The 18,971-nt window shown below is 60.8% G+C and carries 17 protein-coding genes and 1 pseudogene; 8 read left to right on the top strand and 10 right to left on the bottom strand.

Annotated elements, in window-relative coordinates; all coding sequences use genetic code 11:
* Nucleotide 1 precedes the first annotated feature (1 nt).
* On the top strand, nt 2-3,538 hold the full coding sequence (uca, locus tag DQ393_RS31130; RefSeq protein ID WP_112345538.1) for an urea carboxylase: 3,537 nt from the start codon (nt 2-4) through the stop codon (nt 3,536-3,538).
* A complete protein-coding gene (atzF, locus tag DQ393_RS31125) occupies nt 3,538-5,349 on the top strand; it encodes an allophanate hydrolase (protein ID WP_112345537.1) in 1,812 nt (603 codons plus the stop codon). Before uca ends, atzF begins: the two co-directional genes overlap by 1 nt.
* A gap of 325 nt (nt 5,350-5,674) precedes the next feature.
* Here atzF and DQ393_RS31120 read toward each other — a convergent pair whose 3' ends face one another.
* Nucleotides 5,675-5,950 (bottom strand): hypothetical protein, encoded by a 276-nt coding sequence (locus tag DQ393_RS31120; RefSeq protein ID WP_112345536.1) that lies wholly within the window; start codon nt 5,948-5,950, stop codon nt 5,675-5,677.
* A gap of 261 nt (nt 5,951-6,211) precedes the next feature.
* Between DQ393_RS31120 and DQ393_RS31115 the strand changes: the two are divergent.
* Nucleotides 6,212-6,595, top strand: a pseudogene (locus DQ393_RS31115) (RNA polymerase sigma factor); the annotation flags it as partial.
* A gap of 21 nt (nt 6,596-6,616) precedes the next feature.
* Here the strand turns inward: DQ393_RS31115 and DQ393_RS31110 are convergent.
* Nucleotides 6,617-7,555 carry a LysR family transcriptional regulator gene (locus DQ393_RS31110; RefSeq protein ID WP_112345535.1) on the bottom strand — a complete coding sequence of 313 codons (939 nt, stop codon included), beginning with the start codon at nt 7,553-7,555 and terminating at the stop codon, nt 6,617-6,619.
* A 97-nt stretch (nt 7,556-7,652) separates the two neighbouring features.
* Here DQ393_RS31110 and DQ393_RS31105 point away from each other — a divergent pair, with 97 nt between their 5' ends.
* Nucleotides 7,653-8,663, top strand: coding sequence for a zinc-dependent alcohol dehydrogenase family protein (locus DQ393_RS31105; RefSeq protein WP_112345534.1), 1,011 nt, complete (start codon nt 7,653-7,655; stop codon nt 8,661-8,663).
* A gap of 197 nt (nt 8,664-8,860) precedes the next feature.
* Here the strand turns inward: DQ393_RS31105 and DQ393_RS31100 are convergent, their stop codons facing one another.
* From DQ393_RS31100 to DQ393_RS31070, 8 genes are all read right to left on the bottom strand, one after another.
* Nucleotides 8,861-10,387, bottom strand: coding sequence for a SulP family inorganic anion transporter (locus DQ393_RS31100; protein WP_112345533.1), 1,527 nt, complete (start codon nt 10,385-10,387; stop codon nt 8,861-8,863).
* Nucleotides 10,388-10,391: 4 nt separating this feature from the next.
* Nucleotides 10,392-11,081 (bottom strand): carbonic anhydrase, encoded by a 690-nt coding sequence (locus DQ393_RS31095; protein WP_112345532.1) that lies wholly within the window; start codon nt 11,079-11,081, stop codon nt 10,392-10,394.
* A gap of 406 nt (nt 11,082-11,487) precedes the next feature.
* Nucleotides 11,488-11,868, bottom strand: a complete 381-nt coding sequence (locus DQ393_RS34370; RefSeq protein WP_210209450.1) for a CGNR zinc finger domain-containing protein — start codon at nt 11,866-11,868, stop codon at nt 11,488-11,490.
* Complete coding sequence (locus DQ393_RS33700) at nt 11,823-12,038, bottom strand: ABATE domain-containing protein (RefSeq protein WP_210209449.1); 216 nt, start codon at nt 12,036-12,038, stop codon at nt 11,823-11,825. Before DQ393_RS33700 ends, DQ393_RS34370 begins: the two co-directional genes overlap by 46 nt.
* 79 nt (nt 12,039-12,117) lie before the next feature.
* Nucleotides 12,118-12,444 carry an antibiotic biosynthesis monooxygenase family protein gene (locus DQ393_RS31085; protein ID WP_112345531.1) on the bottom strand — a complete coding sequence of 109 codons (327 nt, stop codon included), beginning with the start codon at nt 12,442-12,444 and terminating at the stop codon, nt 12,118-12,120.
* Between the two features lie 51 nt (nt 12,445-12,495).
* Nucleotides 12,496-12,738, bottom strand: a complete 243-nt coding sequence (locus DQ393_RS31080; RefSeq protein ID WP_432422049.1) for an alpha/beta fold hydrolase — start codon at nt 12,736-12,738, stop codon at nt 12,496-12,498.
* A gap of 341 nt (nt 12,739-13,079) precedes the next feature.
* Nucleotides 13,080-13,580, bottom strand: coding sequence for a GFA family protein (locus DQ393_RS31075; RefSeq protein WP_112345530.1), 501 nt, complete (start codon nt 13,578-13,580; stop codon nt 13,080-13,082).
* A 292-nt stretch (nt 13,581-13,872) separates the two neighbouring features.
* A complete protein-coding gene (locus DQ393_RS31070) occupies nt 13,873-14,658 on the bottom strand; it encodes a DUF899 domain-containing protein (RefSeq protein WP_112345529.1) in 786 nt (261 codons plus the stop codon).
* 181 nt (nt 14,659-14,839) lie between these two features.
* Between DQ393_RS31070 and DQ393_RS31065 the strand changes: the two genes are divergently transcribed.
* The 4 genes from DQ393_RS31065 (at nt 14,840) to DQ393_RS31050 (ending at nt 18,968) form a co-directional block, all read left to right on the top strand.
* A complete protein-coding gene (locus tag DQ393_RS31065; protein ID WP_112345528.1) occupies nt 14,840-15,313 on the top strand; it encodes a MarR family winged helix-turn-helix transcriptional regulator in 474 nt (157 codons plus the stop codon).
* Nucleotides 15,294-16,625, top strand: a complete 1,332-nt coding sequence (locus DQ393_RS31060) for an alpha-amylase family glycosyl hydrolase (RefSeq protein ID WP_112345527.1) — start codon at nt 15,294-15,296, stop codon at nt 16,623-16,625. Before DQ393_RS31065 ends, DQ393_RS31060 begins: the two co-directional genes overlap by 20 nt.
* Before the next feature lie 328 nt (nt 16,626-16,953).
* Complete coding sequence (locus DQ393_RS31055) at nt 16,954-17,817, top strand: DMT family transporter (protein ID WP_112345526.1); 864 nt, start codon at nt 16,954-16,956, stop codon at nt 17,815-17,817.
* 350 nt (nt 17,818-18,167) lie between these two features.
* Nucleotides 18,168-18,968 carry a class I SAM-dependent methyltransferase gene (locus DQ393_RS31050; RefSeq protein WP_112345525.1) on the top strand — a complete coding sequence of 267 codons (801 nt, stop codon included), beginning with the start codon at nt 18,168-18,170 and terminating at the stop codon, nt 18,966-18,968.
* Nucleotides 18,969-18,971 lie beyond the last annotated feature (3 nt).

Below are 18,971 nucleotides of genomic sequence, written 5' to 3'. Positions count from 1 at the left end.
CATGTTCAACAAGGTTCTGATCGCAAACCGGGGCGAAATCGCTGTCCGGATCATCAAGACGTTGCGGCGCATGGGCATCGCCTCCGTCGCCGTCTATTCCGATGCCGACCGCTTTTCCAAGGCGGTGCTGATGGCTGACGAAGCGGTGAGGCTCGGCCCGGCGCCAGCCAGTGAGAGTTATCTCGATGTCGATGCCGTCATAGCTGCCTGCAAGACGACCGGCGCCGAGGCCGTGCATCCGGGCTATGGCTTCCTTTCGGAGAACATCGGCTTTGCCGAGCGGCTTGCGGAGGAAGGCATCGTTTTCATCGGTCCGACACAAGACAACATCGCCGCCTTCGGACTGAAGCATAGGGCCCGTGAACTGGCCCGCGAAAGCGGCGTGCCGCTGCTGCCCGGCAGCGGCCTCTTGGAAACGTGCGATGAAGCGCTGAAAGCCGCAACCGAGATCGGTTATCCGGTCATGCTGAAATCCACCGCCGGCGGCGGCGGCATCGGCATGCAGCTTTGCCACGGCCCGGAAAGCCTGAATGCCGCCTTCGAGAGCGTGCAACGCACCGCGCGCGCAAGCTTCGGCGATGCGCGTGTCTACCTCGAGCGTTTCGTGGCCAACGCCCGCCATGTCGAGGTGCAGATCTTCGGCGACGGCAAGGGCCGGGTGATCGCGCTCGGCGAGCGCGACTGCTCCTTGCAGCGCCGGAACCAGAAGGTGATCGAGGAGACGCCGGCGCCGGGGCTATCCGATGCAGTTCGGAGCCGCCTGCATGGCGCGGCCGTCGCACTCGGTATCTCCGCCCACTATCAGTCGGCGGGAACGGTCGAGTTCATCTACGACCCCGCACACGAAGAATTCTATTTCCTCGAGGTCAATACCCGCCTGCAGGTCGAACATCCCGTGACCGAAGCGGTCTTCGGCATCGATCTCGTCGAATGGATGATCCGGCAGGCGGCTGGCGAAGACGTTCTCACGGGCAAGGAGAACCTCGCTCCCAAGGGTGCAGCCATCGAGGCGCGCATCTATGCCGAAATGCCGCACGCCGGCTTCAGGCCGAGCGCCGGGCTGCTGACCGAGGTTGTCTTTCCGGACAAGATACGTGTCGATGGCTGGATCGAGACAGGCACCGAGGTCAGCCCCTATTACGACCCCATGCTTGCCAAGGTGATCGTGACGGGTGAAGATCGCGCAAGTGCGATCGAGGCGCTCGGCAAGGCGCTCGAAGAGAGCACGATCTCGGGTATCGAGACCAATCTCAACTATCTGAAAGCCATCGCCGCCTCGGATCTTCTGGCGAGCGGCCATGTGGCGACCACGGCTCTCAAGGATTTCGTCTTCTTGCCAGATGTGGTCGAGGTGGTTTCGCCAGGCGCCCAGTCGAGCCTGCAGGAGCTGCCGGGGCGGCTGGGCCTCTGGCATGTCGGCGTGCCACCAAGCGGACCGATGGACGAGCGATCCTTCCGCCATGCCAACCGGCTGGTCGGAAATGCCGACGAGACGGCGGCGCTGGAGCTGACCGTCTCAGGACCGGTGCTGAAATTCTTCTCGGATGTCACGATCGCACTTGCCGGCGCGCAGATGGCGATGACGCTCGATGGCATGCCGGCTCAACATGATGCGGCGATCCTCATCAAGGCGGGCCAGACGCTTTCGATCGGTGCGATCGCGGGAGCCGGCCAGCGGGCCTATCTCGCCGTTGCCGGCGGGTTCGCGGCCCCGGAGGTGCTCGGTTCGCGCGCGACCTTCGGCCTAGGCCAGTTCGGCGGTCATGCGACGGGACCGCTTCGCGCCGGCCATGTGCTGCGGCTTGCCCGGGCTCCGCAGCCTGGATCCAAGCCGGCCAACGCGCCGGCCGAGCTCACGCGTGAGTGGGAAGTCGGCGTGCTCTATGGCCCGCACGGCGCCCCCGATTTCTTCCTGGAGGACGATATCGAAATGCTGTTTTCGACCGAATACGAGGTTCATTTCAACAGCGCCCGCACCGGCGTCCGCCTGATCGGCCCGGCGCCGAAATGGGCGCGCACGGACGGCGGCGAAGCCGGGCTTCATCCCTCCAACCTGCACGACAATGCCTATGCCGTCGGCGCGATCGACTTCACCGGCGACATGCCCATCATTCTCGGCCCCGATGGCCCGAGCCTCGGCGGTTTCGTCTGCCCGGCGGTAATCGCGCGCGACGAGCAATGGAAGATGGGCCAGTTCAAACCGGGCGACAAGATCCGCTTCCGCGCGGAAAAACGCGCCGGGGACCCGATCGCCGGACCGGTGGTCAAGCGCATAGGCGACGATGCGGGGGCCACGATCATGGGGCGCAGCGAGGCGGGACCCGTGCCCGTGGTCTATCGCCGGCAGGGGGACGACAATCTGCTGGTCGAATATGGACCGATGCAGCTCGACATCGCGCTGCGCCTGCGCGTGCATCTTCTCATGCAGGCGATCAAGGAAGCAAAGCTTCCGGGCCTCATCGACCTGACACCGGGCATTCGGTCGCTGCAGATCCATTATGACGGAACGAGCCTTGCGCGCACACGCGTTCTCGGACTTCTGAGCGAAATGGAGGCTTCGCTGCCGCCGGCGCAGGCGGTGAAGGTGCCAAGCCGGATCGTGCATCTGCCGCTCTCCTGGAATGATCCCGATGCCGAACTTGCAATGCGCAAATATCAGGAGCTCGTCCGCCCAAATGCGCCCTGGTGCCCGTCGAATATCGAGTTCATCCGCCGCATCAACGGACTGGCCGACGAACAGGCGGTGCGCGACATCGTCTTCGACGCCAGCTATCTCGTCCTCGGGCTTGGCGATGTCTATCTCGGGGCGCCGGTCGCAACTCCGATGGATCCGCGCCATCGGCTGGTGACGACGAAGTACAATCCCGCCCGGACATGGACGCCGGAAAACGCTGTCGGCATCGGCGGCGCCTATATGTGCATCTACGGCATGGAAGGCCCCGGCGGCTATCAGCTCTTCGGCCGCACGATCCAGGTCTGGAACACCTGGCGCCAGACGCCGGTCTTTTCCAAGGAAAAGCCGTGGCTGCTCGACTTCTTCGACCAGATCCGCTTCTTCCCGGTGAGCCACCAGGAACTGAGCGAAGCGCGCGCCGCCTTCCCGCATGGCGGCTATCCGATCCGCATCGAGGAGAGCGAATTCTCCTATGCGGCCTATGAGGCGGACCTTGCCGCCAACGCGCTGGCGATCGGCACCTTCAAGGCCCGCCAGCAATCGGCCTTCGAGGCCGAGCGGCAGCGCTGGAAGGATCTCGGCCTCGACAGCTTTTCCGTCGACGAGGATAGTGGTCCCGGTCTCGCGGGCGACATCCCAGCAGGTTGTTTCGGCGTTGAAAGCGCCGTGCCCGGCAATGTCTGGAAGGTCCTCGTCGAGGAGGGGCAGCCCGTCGTCGCGGGCGAGACAGTCGCCATCATCGAATCCATGAAAATGGAAATCAACGTGACCGCTCACGCCGCGGGCCGCGTCCGCGATCTGCGCGCAGGCCCCGGTCGCAACGTCAAAGCCGGCGATGTCCTCGTCGTGCTGGAGGAAATCTGATGCTTCCCACCATTCTCGATCTCGCTTCGCTCCAATCCGCCTATGCGGCCGGCTTGTCTCCTTTTGATCTTGTCGAGGAGGTGATCCGCCGCCGCCTGGCGTCCGACGATCCGGCGATCTTCATCACGCTAACCCCGGACGATGACCTGCGCACTGCCGCCAAGGCGCTGCTGGCCCGCGCGCCGAAACCGAACAGCCTGCCGCTCTGGGGCATTCCTTTCGCAGTCAAGGACAATATCGACGTCGCGGGTCTTCCGACCACCGCCGCCTGCCCGGCCTTCGCCTATCATCCCGCTGATGATGCGACGGTGGTAGCCAGGCTGAGGGCCGCCGGGGCGCTGGTGATCGGCAAGACCAATCTCGACCAGTTCGCCACCGGCCTCAATGGCACGCGCTCGCCGCACGGCGCACCGCGCTCGGTCTTCGACAGGGATTATGTGTCAGGCGGCTCGAGCTCCGGTTCGGCGGTCGCCGTCGCTTCGGGCCTCGCCAGTTTCGCGCTCGGCACCGACACGGCCGGTTCAGGCCGTGTGCCGGCGGCCTTCAACAATCTCGTCGGCATCAAGCCCACACCGGGGCTCGTGCCGAATGTCGGCGTCGTGCCGGCCTGCCGCAGTGTCGATGTCGTTACCATTTTTGCCGCGACCGTCGGCGACGGCGTTGCAATCCGCAAGGTGATGGAGGGCTATGACGCCGCCGACCCGTTCTCGCGCAAAGCGGCATCCACCAGCCTGCCCGCCTCCGGACAGCGGATTGGCGTGCTCGACGAAGCAGAACGGGAATTCTTCGGCAACAGAGATGTGGAGGCCCTTTACGACGCTGCAATCGAACGGGCGCGCGCGCTCGGAGCGACCATCGTTCCCTTCGATTATACGCCCTTCCGGCTGTCGGCCGAGCTGCTCTATAACGGACCGTGGGTCGCCGAACGGCTGGCCGCGGTGAAGGATTTTCTCGCCAGCAATGCCGATGATTTCGACCCCACGGTGCGCACCATCATCGAAGGCGCGAAAGCCTATGATGCCGTCGATGCCTTCGAAGGCAGATACAGGCTCGAAACGCTGCGCCAGAAGACCCGGCGGGAATGGGAGAAGGTGGATATCCTGATGCTGCCGACCTCGCCGACCACTTATACGGTCGAGGAGATGATGGCGGACCCCATCGTCAAAAACGGGCATTTCGGCCGATACACCAACTTCGTCAATCTGCTCGATTGTGCGGCGATCGCCATTCCGGCCGGCTTCGACGCCAATGGCCACCTGCCGGCGGGCGTGACGCTGATCGGCCCGGCCTTCACCGACGAGGCGCTGGCCCCCTTCGCCGACGCCATGCACCGGACCTTGAGCGCGGGCATGGGTCGGGATCGCGCGGCAGCGATCCCCGAGGCAAGCCGTGTGCCGCCGGCGGATGACGGCTCGGTACCGATCGTTGTCGTCGGGGCACATTTAAGCGGCATGCCGCTCAACCACGAGCTCACCTCCTCCGGTGGCTATCGGCTGAAGACCTGCCGGACGGCCGGCGACTACCGTCTTTTCGCGCTGCCGGGGACGGTCCCGCCCAAGCCGGGACTGGTGCGCGAACCGGGCTTTACAGGCGGCGGCATAGAAGTCGAGGTCTGGGCGGTGTCACCGGAGGCCTTCGGCCGCTTCGTCCAGAAGATCCCAGCCCCGCTCGGCATCGGCAAGGTTATGCTGGATGACGGCACGGCGGTTTCCGGTTTTCTCTGCGAGGCCCACGCCACCACGGCGGCCAAAGACATTACCGAATTTGGCGGCTGGCGAAATTTCATTCGCGCGGCAGAGACCATGGCTTGAACAACGGAGGAACGAGATGAGAAAACTCCTCCTGCGGGCAATACAGGTCCTTCTCCACGGCCTGATCGCCAGAACGCTTGCAATTGATAGTCGCGATTTAACGCAATCCTCCCGCGGTTCCCGGCGAGGCATCCCGCGAGAATGATCGATCGTGCCAAGCGAAGCTGTGAATGGCCGACAATCGCGATCGATCGCTTTGAGCGTACGCAAGCAATTTCTATGAGCAATGGCCGCAACAATCGAAGGAGCAACCTTCCGTGCGGAAGGCGGCCTGTGCGTCCATCCAGACGGGCAGGCTCACCGATCTAAGAGCTTATTATGGAAACTATTTTTCCACTTGAACTTCTTTGTTGTTCATATCGCTGACGGCCGATTTCGTGCTGTCGGATTCCCGGCTTGTTTTCAGATCATTCTCGTCGAAGGCGTATCGGCGTAATAAGGCGAAAAGTGCCTCGTTCATATGAGGCCCATCCAACAGCTCGGGATTATCACAGATAACGTTGATGGTCCGCCGCACAACGCGATCTGCCGCGGCCTCCGATTCGACGAATTTACCTGCCCATTTCAGCAGGATAGGGCGAAGGTCACGATCCAGCGACATGTCTGTCGATCTCGAAGGGGGCATAGAGTTCCTCGTATTCCCGGGCGACCGGCTTACACTCTGTCCTGCGATCACAAGCGCCTGAGATGTGATGGCGGTATGTTCCATACTACGCGTTAAATGGCAGGAGTCCACTTGAGTGCCGCATTTTGTTGCGGTGCACACGCGGTGGAATGCTCGACAAGGCAACGGCCGCATCATGACCACCCGCCTCCACCCTTCGCGGGAGCTTCCGGCTCCTTGCATCGGACGAACCGCTTAACGGAGGCATTGGCGCGCTATGTCTCACTGTTCAATGGACGCGATTGGGACAGTCCGCGCGCGCTTCTGGCAGATGACGTCAAACTGCATCAGTCCGCGTACCCGGTTCGCGTCGGCTCGGCTGACGTTGGAAACTTCTTCAGCATCTATGCGGAGATTGAAGGTGTGTGGCTCGTGCCGGCTTGGCTTGGCGGACGGGAAGTCGTCGCTGTCTTTTCCGATCGGGCGAATGCCACGCCCGACTATTTCATGTGGCTGGAATGGCTCGACGGCCGGATCAGCTTCATACGCGACTATCGTTATGTCCGCTATGTCATCGATGACACGGAATTGACCTTGGCACCGCCAGCGGACTACCAAGACGCGGAGCATCCTTCCGATTGAGGAAAGACATTCAGACTGGACTTATTCAGGTTGTGGGTTCGACCATGGCGCCCGACTGAGCCGCGTTGCGATCCAGTCTGCAAATGCACGCGTTTTCGTGGGCAGACCGGCTTTCGAAGGTGTCATGACATAGATTCCGCCCTCGTCGGGAAGCGACCATTCGGGCAGGATTCGAACGAGGCGCCCGTCGGCGAGTTCCCGCCCCACCAGCCAGTCAGTGGCGTAAACTATCCCGAGGCCTGCAATTCCAGCCTGGACAAGGGTTTCGGCATCATCCGAGGCCATTGGACCGGAAACTGGCACAACACGCTCACCGCGCTCGGCATTGTCGAACTCCCAGACATGCGGGTTCGCTTTACCCGTGAAGCGTAGGCACGCGTGGTGTACGAGCTCGTCGGGGGTCCGGGGCTCTCCCCTTTCTCTGAGGTAGCTGGGAGCGGCGCATAGAAGACGACGACGGTCTGCGACCTTGCGTACGATCAGCCGCGAATCCGCAAGGCTTCCGAGACGAATAGCCAGATCATAGCCTTCGCCGATCAGGTCCACGTAGGCATTCGAAAAACTGGCCTCAATGGAGACAAGGGGATGCTCGCGCAGAAAAAGCGGTAATAGCGGCGCGATCCATTGGCGGCCGAATGCGGAGGGCAGAGCCAGCTTGATGGAACCGCGTGGCTCGCCTTCAGCAAGAGCGGCCGTCTCGAGCTCCGCTGTCTTGAGACTATCGAGGAGTGGCCTGATCCGCTCAAGATATGCCCGGCCTGCTTCGGTCAATACAACCTTGCGGGTGCTACGCTCTGCCAGGCGGACACCAAGCCGTACCTCGAGAGACTGAACACGCCTTGAGACAGCCGTCGGATTTCGCCGCAGTCTCTGGCCAGCCGCAATAAACGACCCGCATTCCGCGAGCGCTACGAAGGCGGATATGTCTCCAAGATCGGGATTGCTTATCCATTCCTGCATAATACGCAGTTCTAAACCGCCATATAAGGCAATTCAAGGCGGAGGAACGCAGTATTAGATTTCAGCTGGAGCTAGATTTCGGCTGAAAGGAGCCATCATGCATCAGATCGAACTCACGGGACCCGGACTCGATAACTTCCAGCATCGCCAGAGACAGGAGCCATCCGCGCCGTCCAGAGGGCAGGCGCTGGTCCGCATGCGGGCGGCAAGCCTGAATTTCATTGATCTTGCTGTTGCGCAGGGCAGCTATCCCGGCATCAATTATCCGCTGGTTCCCATCGCCGATGGCGCCGGGGAGATTATCGCGATCGGGCCGGAGGTGACCAACCTGTCCGTCGGTGACCGAGTGGCGCTTCACCCCAAGATTCTCTGGCACGCTGGTCGTGCGAATGCCCTGCAGGCGCGCACCATGCGCGGAGTGGATCAGCCCGGCTCGCTGTCCGAGTTCGCGACGGTGGACACGGCAACGCTTGTCAGGGCAGCCGATCACCTGACATGGGAAGCGATCGCGACCTTGCCCATCAGCGCTACCACATCCTGGAACGCGCTAGCGACGGCCGAGATCGGGCCGGGCTCGACTGTCGCACTGCTTGGCACTGGTGGCGTCTCCATCTTTGCGCTGCAGCTTGCCAAGGCGCGCGGTGGGCGGGTCATCATAACCTCGTCGTCGGATGAAAAGCTGGATCGCGCGCGAGCGCTCGGCGCCGATGAGACCGTGAACTATCGAAGCAATCCCGAATGGGACAAGGAAGTACTCGACCTCACCGGGGGCGTAGGAGCTGACCTTGTGCTCGACACGGTGGGCAGCTCGACCTTTGCGCGGTCCCTGGCCGCCGTTCGCCAGGGGGGCGTGGTCTACACAGTGGGTTTCGTGACGGGTTCGAAGCTCGAGCTCGATCTCATGCCGTTGATCGTCAAGGCAATCCGCGTCGTGGGAAACAACACCGGGTCCGTGGCCAATCTCTCGGATGCGGCAGCCGCAATCGCCGCCCATCGAATCGAACCGGTGATCGACCGGGTCTTCGGGATCGCGGAGCTCTCCGATGCCTACGCGGCCCTTGCCGCCGGCGGTCACGTGGGCAAGCTTGCAATCCGCCTGGATTGGTAGGCGGACCCAGAGGGTCCGGCGAACCTTGGATGTATCGTGATGGTTCTATTCGCTGTGACCGGGACTGCACACCAAGAGCGTTTCCAGGAAAATGCGCGGTAGTTTTCCGTCCGGAATTGCGAGCAGACAAAAGGATAGAGCGGCTCAGAGGTTCCGTGAAAAGCTGAGCCGCTCCAGCGGTTGGAGCGTGGCTGAGGTTAGGCTACCTCCTCCGAAAGCCGTTCAAAAATCGGCTTCAGCCGAGGATGGCGCCCGGCCGGTGGATGCTGGATTTCGATCAGGCGTCCCGATTTCTTCTGGCGTTTCACCCACTCGCGCAGGGTTTCGGCACTCGTATGGTCAAGATAATGCAGGCGAGTGCCCGCAATCCTGATCTTGCGTCCCTCGGGAAGCGCTTCCAGCATATTGAGCAACGTGGGAACGTCTCTGCAGGTCGCCACGCCGGCGAGATCGAGATGAATGGTTTCCTCATCTTCCAACCTGTCGATCGCAAGCTTGCGACGAAGATATGGAAAGATCTCCAGTATGGACAGAGCCAGGCCAAGCGCCACGCCGACGAGCAGGTCCTGGAGCACCACCATCGCCACCGTCGCGGTCCAGATCCCCACGGGAACCCAACCGTGGTGCTCGAAGAGATGGCGGACGTGATGAAGGCTGATCAACCGCCATCCCGTCACCAGCAGAACGGCGGCAAGCGCCGTCAGCGGCACCATTACGAGCAGCTGCGGCAGAAACGCCACGAGCCCGAGAATCCAGACGCCGTGCAGAATGGCCGATGCCCGGGTGCGCGCGCCTGCCTGAATGTTGGCGGAGGATCTGACGATGACGCCCGTGATCGGCAACGCACCAAGCAGGCCGCAAAGTCCGTTGCCGATGCCTTGCGCGAACAGCTCCTTGTTGAAGCGGGTCCGCACGCCATCATGCATGCGATCGACGGCCGCGGATGACAGCAGCGTTTCCGCACTGGCGATCACCGCGATGACCAGCGTCGCCACGATGATACCGGGCTCGATCATCCTAGCAAAACTCTCGAGCGTCGGCAGCGAAATGCTTTCGATGAGAGAGGACGGCACCTCCACCCGGGCGATCGGCAGCTGCATCCCGGCCGTCAATATCGTGCCAACCGCAACCCCCACCAGAGCGCCGGGTACCAGCGTCAATGGCTTCGGCCTGAACTTCTCCCATGCGATTGTGGCCAGCAAAGAGATCAATCCCACGAGGAGAGCCACCGATTCCCGGGTCAATCCCGCACCCCATACGCGACCGAGGGTCTGCTCCATGGCGGTGACGTTCTCGATGCCTCCGGCAGCAGGTCTCGCCCCCATCAGCACATGGACTTGTCCGAGAATGATAAGGATGCCGATCCCGGCGAGCATGCCGTGGACCACCGCAGGCGAAATGGCCCGAAACCACGATCCGATCTTCAGGAAGCCGGCAAGGACCTGCAACAATCCCGCCACGATGAGAACCGGCCCTAGCATGGCAACGCCATATTGCTCGACGAAGCTGAAGACGATCACGGCCAGACCGGCCGCCGGCCCTGACACCTGAAGTGGAGATCCGGCCAAAAGGCCGACGACGATGCCGCCGACAATGCCTGAAATGAGGCCCATCGCCACCGGAACTCCTGACGCCACCGCAATCCCGAGGCAAAGTGGTATGGCGACCAAGAATACGACGAGCGACGACGCGAAGTCGCGCGAAAGAGCAGAGCTTGACATCATCGGCCTACTCCGCGGCTTGAGGGATCACATGCGGACGACCGCGCCCGGTGACAGCGACAGGCAAGGGCCTGTCCTCGAGGATTTCCGTGAAGCGAGCCGCCCCACCGTCATAAACAAGCACCTCTCCTGTCTCGATATCGAAGAACCAGCCATGCAAAGTGATGTCACTGGTCGCCAGCTTGGCGGCGACGGAAGGATGGGTGCGCAGATGGTCCAGCTGGACGACGACATTTTCCATGGCGATGGCGCGAACCCTTTGGCGCTCGGGCAGATCGGCGGGATAGGCTTCGCAAACAATCGAATGGGCCGCATGACTGTGTTTCAGCCAGGCAGCGACATTCGGCATCGGCTTCAGAAGATCGGGATGGCAGAGCCCTTTCATCGCACCGCAATCGGAATGCCCGCAAACGATGATGTCACGAACGCCGAGCGCCACGACGGCATATTCGATCGCCGACGATACACCGCCATTCGCCGTGGAAAACGGCGGAACAATGTTTCCGGCATTGCGGCAGACGAAGAGTTCGCCGGGGCCTGATTGCGTGATCGTTTCGGGCATCACCCTGCTGTCGGCGCAGGAAATCATCAGCGCGTGCGGCTGCTGCCCTTCTTCCGCCAGCCGGCGGTAAAGTGCCTGATGATCGGGAAACACGGCACCGCGAAAGCTGGAGATTCCTTTGAGCAAATCACCCATTGTCGAGTCCTTGTGATGGGCCGGACGGCAGGCAGGGGGCGTACCCATGCCCGGCGGGTTGGAATGCGCGATCATTTCGCAAGTGCGAGATAGGTACGGGTGGCGGGAAGAAAATAGCGAGATCGGATTTAGTCAAATCTAATTTATAAAAATCTTGTGAGTGGATTGTGAGATGACTTTAGTTGCTCCGGCAATCTCTATGCGTTCGCCACCATCGATCCGAGCAATCCCGTCCCGGCAATTCCGGATTTGCGGCGTTCCACATCAGAAGCGGAGGGCATCTCATGACCGGAGCCCGGCGATCCCGAGCCGGATTGCGGCCGGGATATCTACCTTGAGAACATGCTATAGCGGTTGAGAAGAAGAAAGACCGTGCGGTGGCCAGCGTGCCGTCGTCAATTGAGCATCAGGCGCCATGTCGATGTGCGTGCTTCTTGGCTCGATTGCCGCAGGTAGCCATGTCGCACCAGCGACGCGAAAGATTCTTCGTGCGGTCGATGAACAACCATTGGCAATCGTCTGGCGGACATTGCTTCAGCCGGGATAATTCGTCGCCGCGAAGCAGATCCAACGCGGCCCAGGCGATAGTGCCGACAATCTGATCAATGCCCTCAAATTCGAGGATTGCGGGAACTCCCGAGACAGTAGCGGACTGCAGGGCGCCCGCAGCTAGATCGCGGATGATGTCGAAGGCAGATGAGGGAGGTTCCCTACCCTGCGCAATCGCAGCGCCAGCCTCACCTATCGCTGAGCGCAACGACGGGTGCGGTTGATCAACATATCGCATTCGCTCGCATCTATGGCGTAACTGCCTGCAACCAAACCGCCTTCCTTTGCCCACGCCACAATGTCCTCGGCGCTTGCCAGATGATCGATCTCGCGATCCCTACCACACCAGGACACGGTATTGGCGAGATCCAGCGCGATGTCGCCAGCGATGCGATGCAGGAAGGACATGGGCTCAGCCCCCGGCCTTTTTGCGATGCTTCCTCTTGTGCGATAGCGCGACGTCAGGCCCAGATCAGCGACATGCCGATCAACGCAGGTTCTGGTCGTCGACTAGGATGCGGTGGATTTCGATTTGCTCAGGCAATTCCATCAGCAGTTCGGCATCACGGTCGAGGTGATGCACCTTGGTGGGTTCGCCCTTGGTGAAGGCGGTCATCGCCTCGATGTCGTGCCAATAGGAGATGGTGGTGAACCAAGTCTCGTCCTTACGATCCTCGCGGAAGAGCTGAACGCCGAGTGCAACCTTCTGAAGTGGCGGAATGCCTTCAGCTCGTATGTAAGGCTCGTAGATATCGGCGATGTCTCGACGCGTGCGGCCGCGCCAGATGCGTGCAATGGTCGGCTTCGTAACCATGATTGGGCTCCTTTCGGTGACGTGCCAGTGACTCCTCAATAGGTTGGGGTTTTAGTGAAGCGTTCGGGAGAGATCGCGGATGAGCGGCAGAGCGTCATCGAAGTGTGTTTCCAGCAGCCAGTGACCGGCATCCTCAATGAGATGCAGTTCCGCCTCCGGCACATCGCGAAGATAAGCGCGGGCCGATTCCGCCGGCATGTAGCCGTCCTGCGGCCCCCAGACGAGCCGGCATGAGGCGACGGAATTGAAAGGACGAACATGGATAACCATGCGGCAGAAGCAGGGCTGGAGCATCTACCGGTCCGGCTTCGCGGATAAAGAGGTTTCGATTACCAATCCTGCCATGTCGATGTCGTGTCACCTTGCCATGCATGTCTCGCATCCCCATGAATGGAACCATCTAAATGCAGTTAGACCGTTCCGCGTTCCATCTTGGATGAGAATGCGCGGTTGTGAACTGGAGAAACAGATCGTGCGGAGCGGTTCCGCCGCGGGTCAACAGGGGCGAGCAGACCTTCATTCACTCTGCATGCACCATCTCGACAGTAGGCTGTTGCTATCGTCCGTTTCGGGCATGATGACTATTCGAAATAGCCGCGAGAGACAGGGCCGCACCGGCAACCGCCGGAATGGGATCAGCCGTCGCGCGCCCTCACCGCCCATGAGGCGGTATCGTGGTCGGGGTGCTGGTTGTTGCTTCCCTTGATCGCCGCGGCCCAATCGACGCCGTTATTCTCAGTCGCGCCGGTATTTTCTATGCCTGTGATCGTATCGAACCATGTCACCATGTTCTCGGTGCAGGTATTGGCGTGCGGCGCGAAGGCGTTGGGATCGTCAAGCGAACCGATCATCAAATTGGTGCGACCGTTTTCGAGGTGGTGGAAGAACAGCGGCGTGCCGCAATTGGCACAAAAACCGCGCTCGACAAGTTCCGAACTCTTCCAGACGCTCGGTTTGCCGCGTGTCCAGGTGAGCGCATCATCCGGCGCCGCGACCAGCGCGGCAAAGATGTTGCCCGAGGCTTTCTGGCACATGCGGCAATGGCAGAGATGCGAATTGTCGAGCATAGCGGTTGCGTGGTAGCGCACGGCACCACACTGGCAGCCGCCACTCACCTCCATCTCGATGCGCTTCATGTTTCTCCTCCGTCATGACGCGGTTTGATCTCTTTTAGGTTTTCGTCGTTTGATCGTCCAGCGGAAGGACGGACCGGCCACGTCTTTTCGACCTGCAGCCCACAACTTCCGCGTCAACCACCGCTTAAGCGGTGGCCGAAGTTCGCAGAGACTGTTGGGTCGCACCGGCCTGAGCCAACATCGACGCTGCACAAAACTCAGCCGTAGAATGTGGGTCCGCAGGCCGACAGGACACACCGCGATGCGTCCATGCCTGATAGTGCCGGTTGCTTCGAACCGTGGATGGCCGCCCTTATCGCTTCGGCTCGGCTTTCCCATTGCGGAATGCCGCCTCGCCTGCGTCCGATACCTCTGCCCATCGCGCACTGGGTGTTACCTCGGTCTCGTAGTTATCATTCCAGTTCCACCATTTATACGGAGGCTCCTGCGGATAACCTGCCGGAGAATCCTCCCAGATTTCCTGTCGCCCAAGCGGGGTTAGATCGAGATAGCTCCAAACGGTGCCCAATGCCTCGTCGCCGCGATTATCGGTGAAATAGGTACGGTAGATCTGGCCGCCGTCGTGAATGAAGACATTGTGACCATGCCATTCGTCGACCCCGAAATCTCGATCGAAGTCGTCTGTGATCGTGTACCAGGGGATGTGTTCCCACCCCATGCGCGTCTTCAGTCGCCTGATATCCTCTTGTGATGCGCGAGACGCGTAGACGAGAGTGGTGTCACGTGCGTTTAGATGGACCAGATTGGAAACCTGGTCCGCGCCAAGCGAGCAGCCGCGGCAGGCATGATCGGGCCAACCGAAGACCCCAGGCTCGAAGAAGGCGCGATAGACGATCAGCTGTCGGCGCCCTGCGAAAAGGTCGTGCAGGCTGGCTTTGCCGTCGGGCCCTTCAAACACATAATCCTTTTCGACGGCCATCCAAGGCATCCTCCGGCGCTCGGCGGCAAGCGCATCACGCGCCCTGACATGTGCCTTTTCCTTGATCAGCATCGCCTGCCGCGCCGCGCGCCATTCGCTGGCCGAAACGACGGAGGGATGATTCGGGAGGGTTCTGGTCAATTCATTGTCGGTGTTCATGAGCTTCTCCTTTCACGCTGAGTTGCCATTAGGAGCTGTGATCCAAACGGTCGCCATGAAAGAATTACCGCCGAATGGCGAGAGGCCGGGAGTAACAATTCTGCCGGGATTCGCTTGGTGGACAACCGGCGTCGGCAGGAGAGGACTCGCCTTTCTCCAATTGATACGCTATGCGTAGCATATGGCGAAAGATCTTGATCAAGAAGCTCTCTTCCTGCTCCGTGCCGTCCTCGCGCTCGGGCGGCGCTTGCGCTCGGAGCGCCCGGAAGGCGCGGTGACGCTGGCCGCGATCAGTCTTCTTGGAACGCTCGGTCGCCTTGGACCAACGCCGGCCGTGCAACTGGCCGCCGAGGAGCGCCTTCAACCTCAATCTCTGACGCGGATCATTGCCGGTCTCCAACGCGACGGGCTGATCGAACGCCGGAGAGACCCGACCGACCGGCGAGCGTTGATCATCGCTCTGACGGAGAAGGGCAAGACCGTGTTCGCGGACGATTTACGCGCGCGTCAGGCGTGGTTGCGCGATGCAATGCTGGGAGCGCTTTCAGAAGAGGAGCGCACGGCTTTGATCGCGGCCGCCGACATCATGCTCAAGCTGGCCTTCGATGGCCATGGCAAACGGGATACGGGGCTTCATGACTCGCTGGATCGATAATGCCGTCTTCTGGCATCTCTATCCCCTCGGTTTCGTAGGGGCCGCGCAGCATGCGGAAACCGGCCTTCGTCATCGTCTCGCCCACATCGTGGATTGGCTCGATTATGCGGTCGCGCTGGGGGCATCAGGTCTCCTGTTGGGACCGATCTTTGCCTCATCGACGCACGGCTACGACACGATAGACCATTTTCGGATAGATCCTCGCCTGGGAGATGGCGGGGATTTCGACCAGCTCATCACCGAGGCGCAACGATGCGGATTGCGGGTCGTTCTCGATGGTGTCTTCAACCATGTCGGAAGGGACTTTCCGCTTCTCCGGGCAGCTCTTGAGAGCGGCCCAACTTCCGTTGAAGCGGGCTGGTTCCGCTGGCTCGGCGGCGCGGACAGCGCAGGCGAGCCCGATTATGCGACGTTCGAAGGACATCACGCACTGGTCGCACTCAATCATGAGTCACCGGATGTCATCGCCTATGTGACGCGCGTGATGAACCACTGGCTGGACCGGGGCGCCTCTGGATGGCGGCTCGATGCAGCCTATGCAGTCCCTCGGCCGTTCTGGAAGACTGTGCTATCGGATGTGCGCCGAAACCATCCCGACGCCTACATATTCGGCGAGGTCATTCATGGCGATTACAAGGGGATCGTGGCGGACACGGGCGTCGACGCCGTGACGCAGTACGAATTGTGGAAAGCGATCTGGAGCGCGATCAACGACGGCAATCTGTTCGAGCTGCAATGGGCGCTCGATCGGCACAACGGTTTCCTCGAGCATTTCCAGCCGCTCACCTTCGTTGGAAACCATGACGTGACACGACTGGCGAGCCGGCTGACCGACGAACGGCACCTTGCCCACGCCTTGGCACTCCTACTGACCATCGGCGGTACGCCAACCATCTACGCGGGTGATGAGCAGGCCTTTCGAGGTATCAAGGAAAACCGGGCGGGCGGCGATGATGCGGTCCGGCCTGCCTTTCCCTCGACGCCGGAGGGTTTGGCACCGTTCGGCTGGTCGACTTACCGACTTCATCAGCAGCTCATAGGCCTTCGCCGTCGTCACCCCTGGCTTTTCAAAGCCAGAAGCCGCAAGATTCACCTCACAAAGCGGGAGGCCGTCTGGGCCATGGAAGCGGACGACAACAGCCTTCTCGTGGCGCTCAATCTCAGTGATGGCGACGCCATTCTCTCTGCGCCGGGTGGCGGCGATGTGCTGGCCGGAGCTGCCGAGGTGAGAACGACCTTTCCCGGTCGCGCAACGTCGGTCCGACTGCCATCGCACGGATGGGCCGTGCTCGCGGCTTCGAGGCGCAACTGAAAACTATCTCCTGGCAGACCTGCCAGGGGTCTCCTCCTCGGCGCCGGTCCTGAACTCGCCGAGAGCTCCACCCGTCGGTCATAGCGGTGAGAACCGGCACCGGTGCGAGCCATATTGCACCACGGGAGAGCTCTGCAGGGACATCGACGTTGCTCAACTTCCGCGCCCGATGTCGCCGCGCTTGAGAGCCAAGGGTTATGATGGCGCCGAGAATATGAATTTCTATTAGTTGCATTTTACAAGTAAATGATCGACATTATGCCTCATATCCCATGCGCATCACGCCAAAGCAGGCACTTGCCTGGATTCCAGCTACAAAGGATGTGAGATGACCGCAGCCCTCTTTCTCGCGACCGTACTTTTCTGGGGTTCTGGCGCCATTGTGACGTCCCTCCAAGCAAGCGCTTCTGCTCCCGAATTGTCGGTCGCAATCCGCATGTTTCTCGTAGGGTTAGGCATGCTCGGATTTTCGATCGCCACCGGCAGACCGATCACGATAGCCCGCAGCGACCGTCCTTGGGTGGCGTTGCAAGGCGTGTTGTTTTTCGGACTTGCCTTCATCGCCTTTTATAAGGCGACGAAGGGTATTCCCAGCGGGATTGCAGCTTTGGTGCTATCGAGCTCCTCGCTGTTCGCGGCCATCGTCAGCCGATTGCTTCTGAATCTGCGGATAAGCCGCCGCGCGACGATCGGCATAATTTGTGGTCTTCTGGGTCTTGGCATCGTCGCCGCCCCACAGATCTTCGCGCTGCATCTCAACCCGCAAACCGTGACGGGCTTCGTCTGGGCAGGCGTCGCGGCGGTGGCGACGGGTGCAGGGACAGCGATTGCTGCACGCAACCAGCGGCGCGGCCTGCCGATCCCGGTGCTCATGGGTTGGGGCGCATTGTGCGGATGCGGTTTCGGGGTCGCCTGGGCGGTCGTTGTCGGCACGTCTCTTACGACACCTGTCACCGCTGGCTATCTGGCGCAGCTCGCCTATCTCGCAATTGTCGCCTCCTGCGTTACGTTCCTCATGTATTTCACGCTCATCGAGAAGGTCGGCCCTGCACGGGCGGCCTATGCGCTGACCGTTGTTCCGATTGTGGCCATAACGATCTCGGTCATTTTCGAAGGCCTGCACATCGATACCCGTCTTGCCTTTGGTGGCGCGACAATCCTTCTTGGCAATATCCTGGTGCTCAACGCCTGAAACTGGGCAATCACAATGCCATCTGCGATCGGGCCTTACCCGTCACAGAGGCTGGCGTGTTGCGATAATGGTCCCACTGTAGTTTCGCAGCTCACCCCTGCAGTTGCGACGCGCTGCCGCCATTGTGAAGAATATTCCCTCAGAACCGGCTATTTCCTCGGGTAAAGTGCCTCCAATCAGAGCGATTGCCCAAAGTTTATGCATGTCTAAATTACTTGCAAATAGCAATTGATTTCCTAGCAAATCCGTGTTGTAGTTTTAATCATAAGAGGTAAATCGCACCGTGATTACCCGTATAACTAGAATCTAGGGAGATGTCCGAACCGCAACAATTTTGGAAGGCATATGTCATGTATATGTCCTCGACACCGATCGAATCTGAGATCGTCTTTTCCGGCCGCCGCTCGGCGACCTACCGTGATGCACTCCATCTCTTTCCCGATGCCTGGCTTGACGATATTGCCGCCATGCGCCGCTTCCTGCAGCCGATCGACGGCCGACGCGTCTTGGAAATCGGCGCCGGCAACGGTCATTTCAGCCGCGCGATCGCCGAAGATGTCGGCCCTGCCGGCTTATTGGTCGCGACCGATCCGTCCACCGAGCAGCTTGAGGATCTCGAACTCGAAAGTGATGGCCGGATCAGGGTCTTCGGTCAGGCAGCGCACATGCTCGACCTGCCGATCCGCGATTTTGACATGGCCTGGTCGCGCGGCGCCGTGCATCATATTTCCGACAAGACTGCCGCCTGGAAGGCGATCGCAGCGCATATGCGGCCCGGCGGCAAGCTGGTGATTGCCGACATCTTCGCCGGAACGCGGCTTGCCGCCTATTTCGACGATTTCATCGCGCTGAGTTGCTGTACCGGCCACGAGGTCTCTTTCCTTTCGCGGGAATTTGCAACGAGCCTGTGCGCTCTGACCGGATGGGACAAGCCTCAATTTACCGATGTCACCACCCGCTGGCGCTTCGACACCAAGGCGGATCTTGGACATTTTCTACGATTGCTGTTCTCGGCGACTGAGATCTTCACCGATGACGACTGCCTTGTTGCAGCGGAACGCCATCTTGACATCGTTTCCGACGGCAACGGCATCGCCCTGCTTTGGCCGATGACGGTGATGGAAACAACAAGGCTGCCGACCGCAAATTAATCA

Source organism: Martinezella tropici (assembly GCF_003287875.1).
Lineage (GTDB): Bacteria > Pseudomonadota > Alphaproteobacteria > Rhizobiales > Rhizobiaceae > Rhizobium > Rhizobium tropici_C.
Note: the sequence above shows the minus strand (reverse complement) of the source record. Positions and strands in the feature narration are given on the sequence as shown.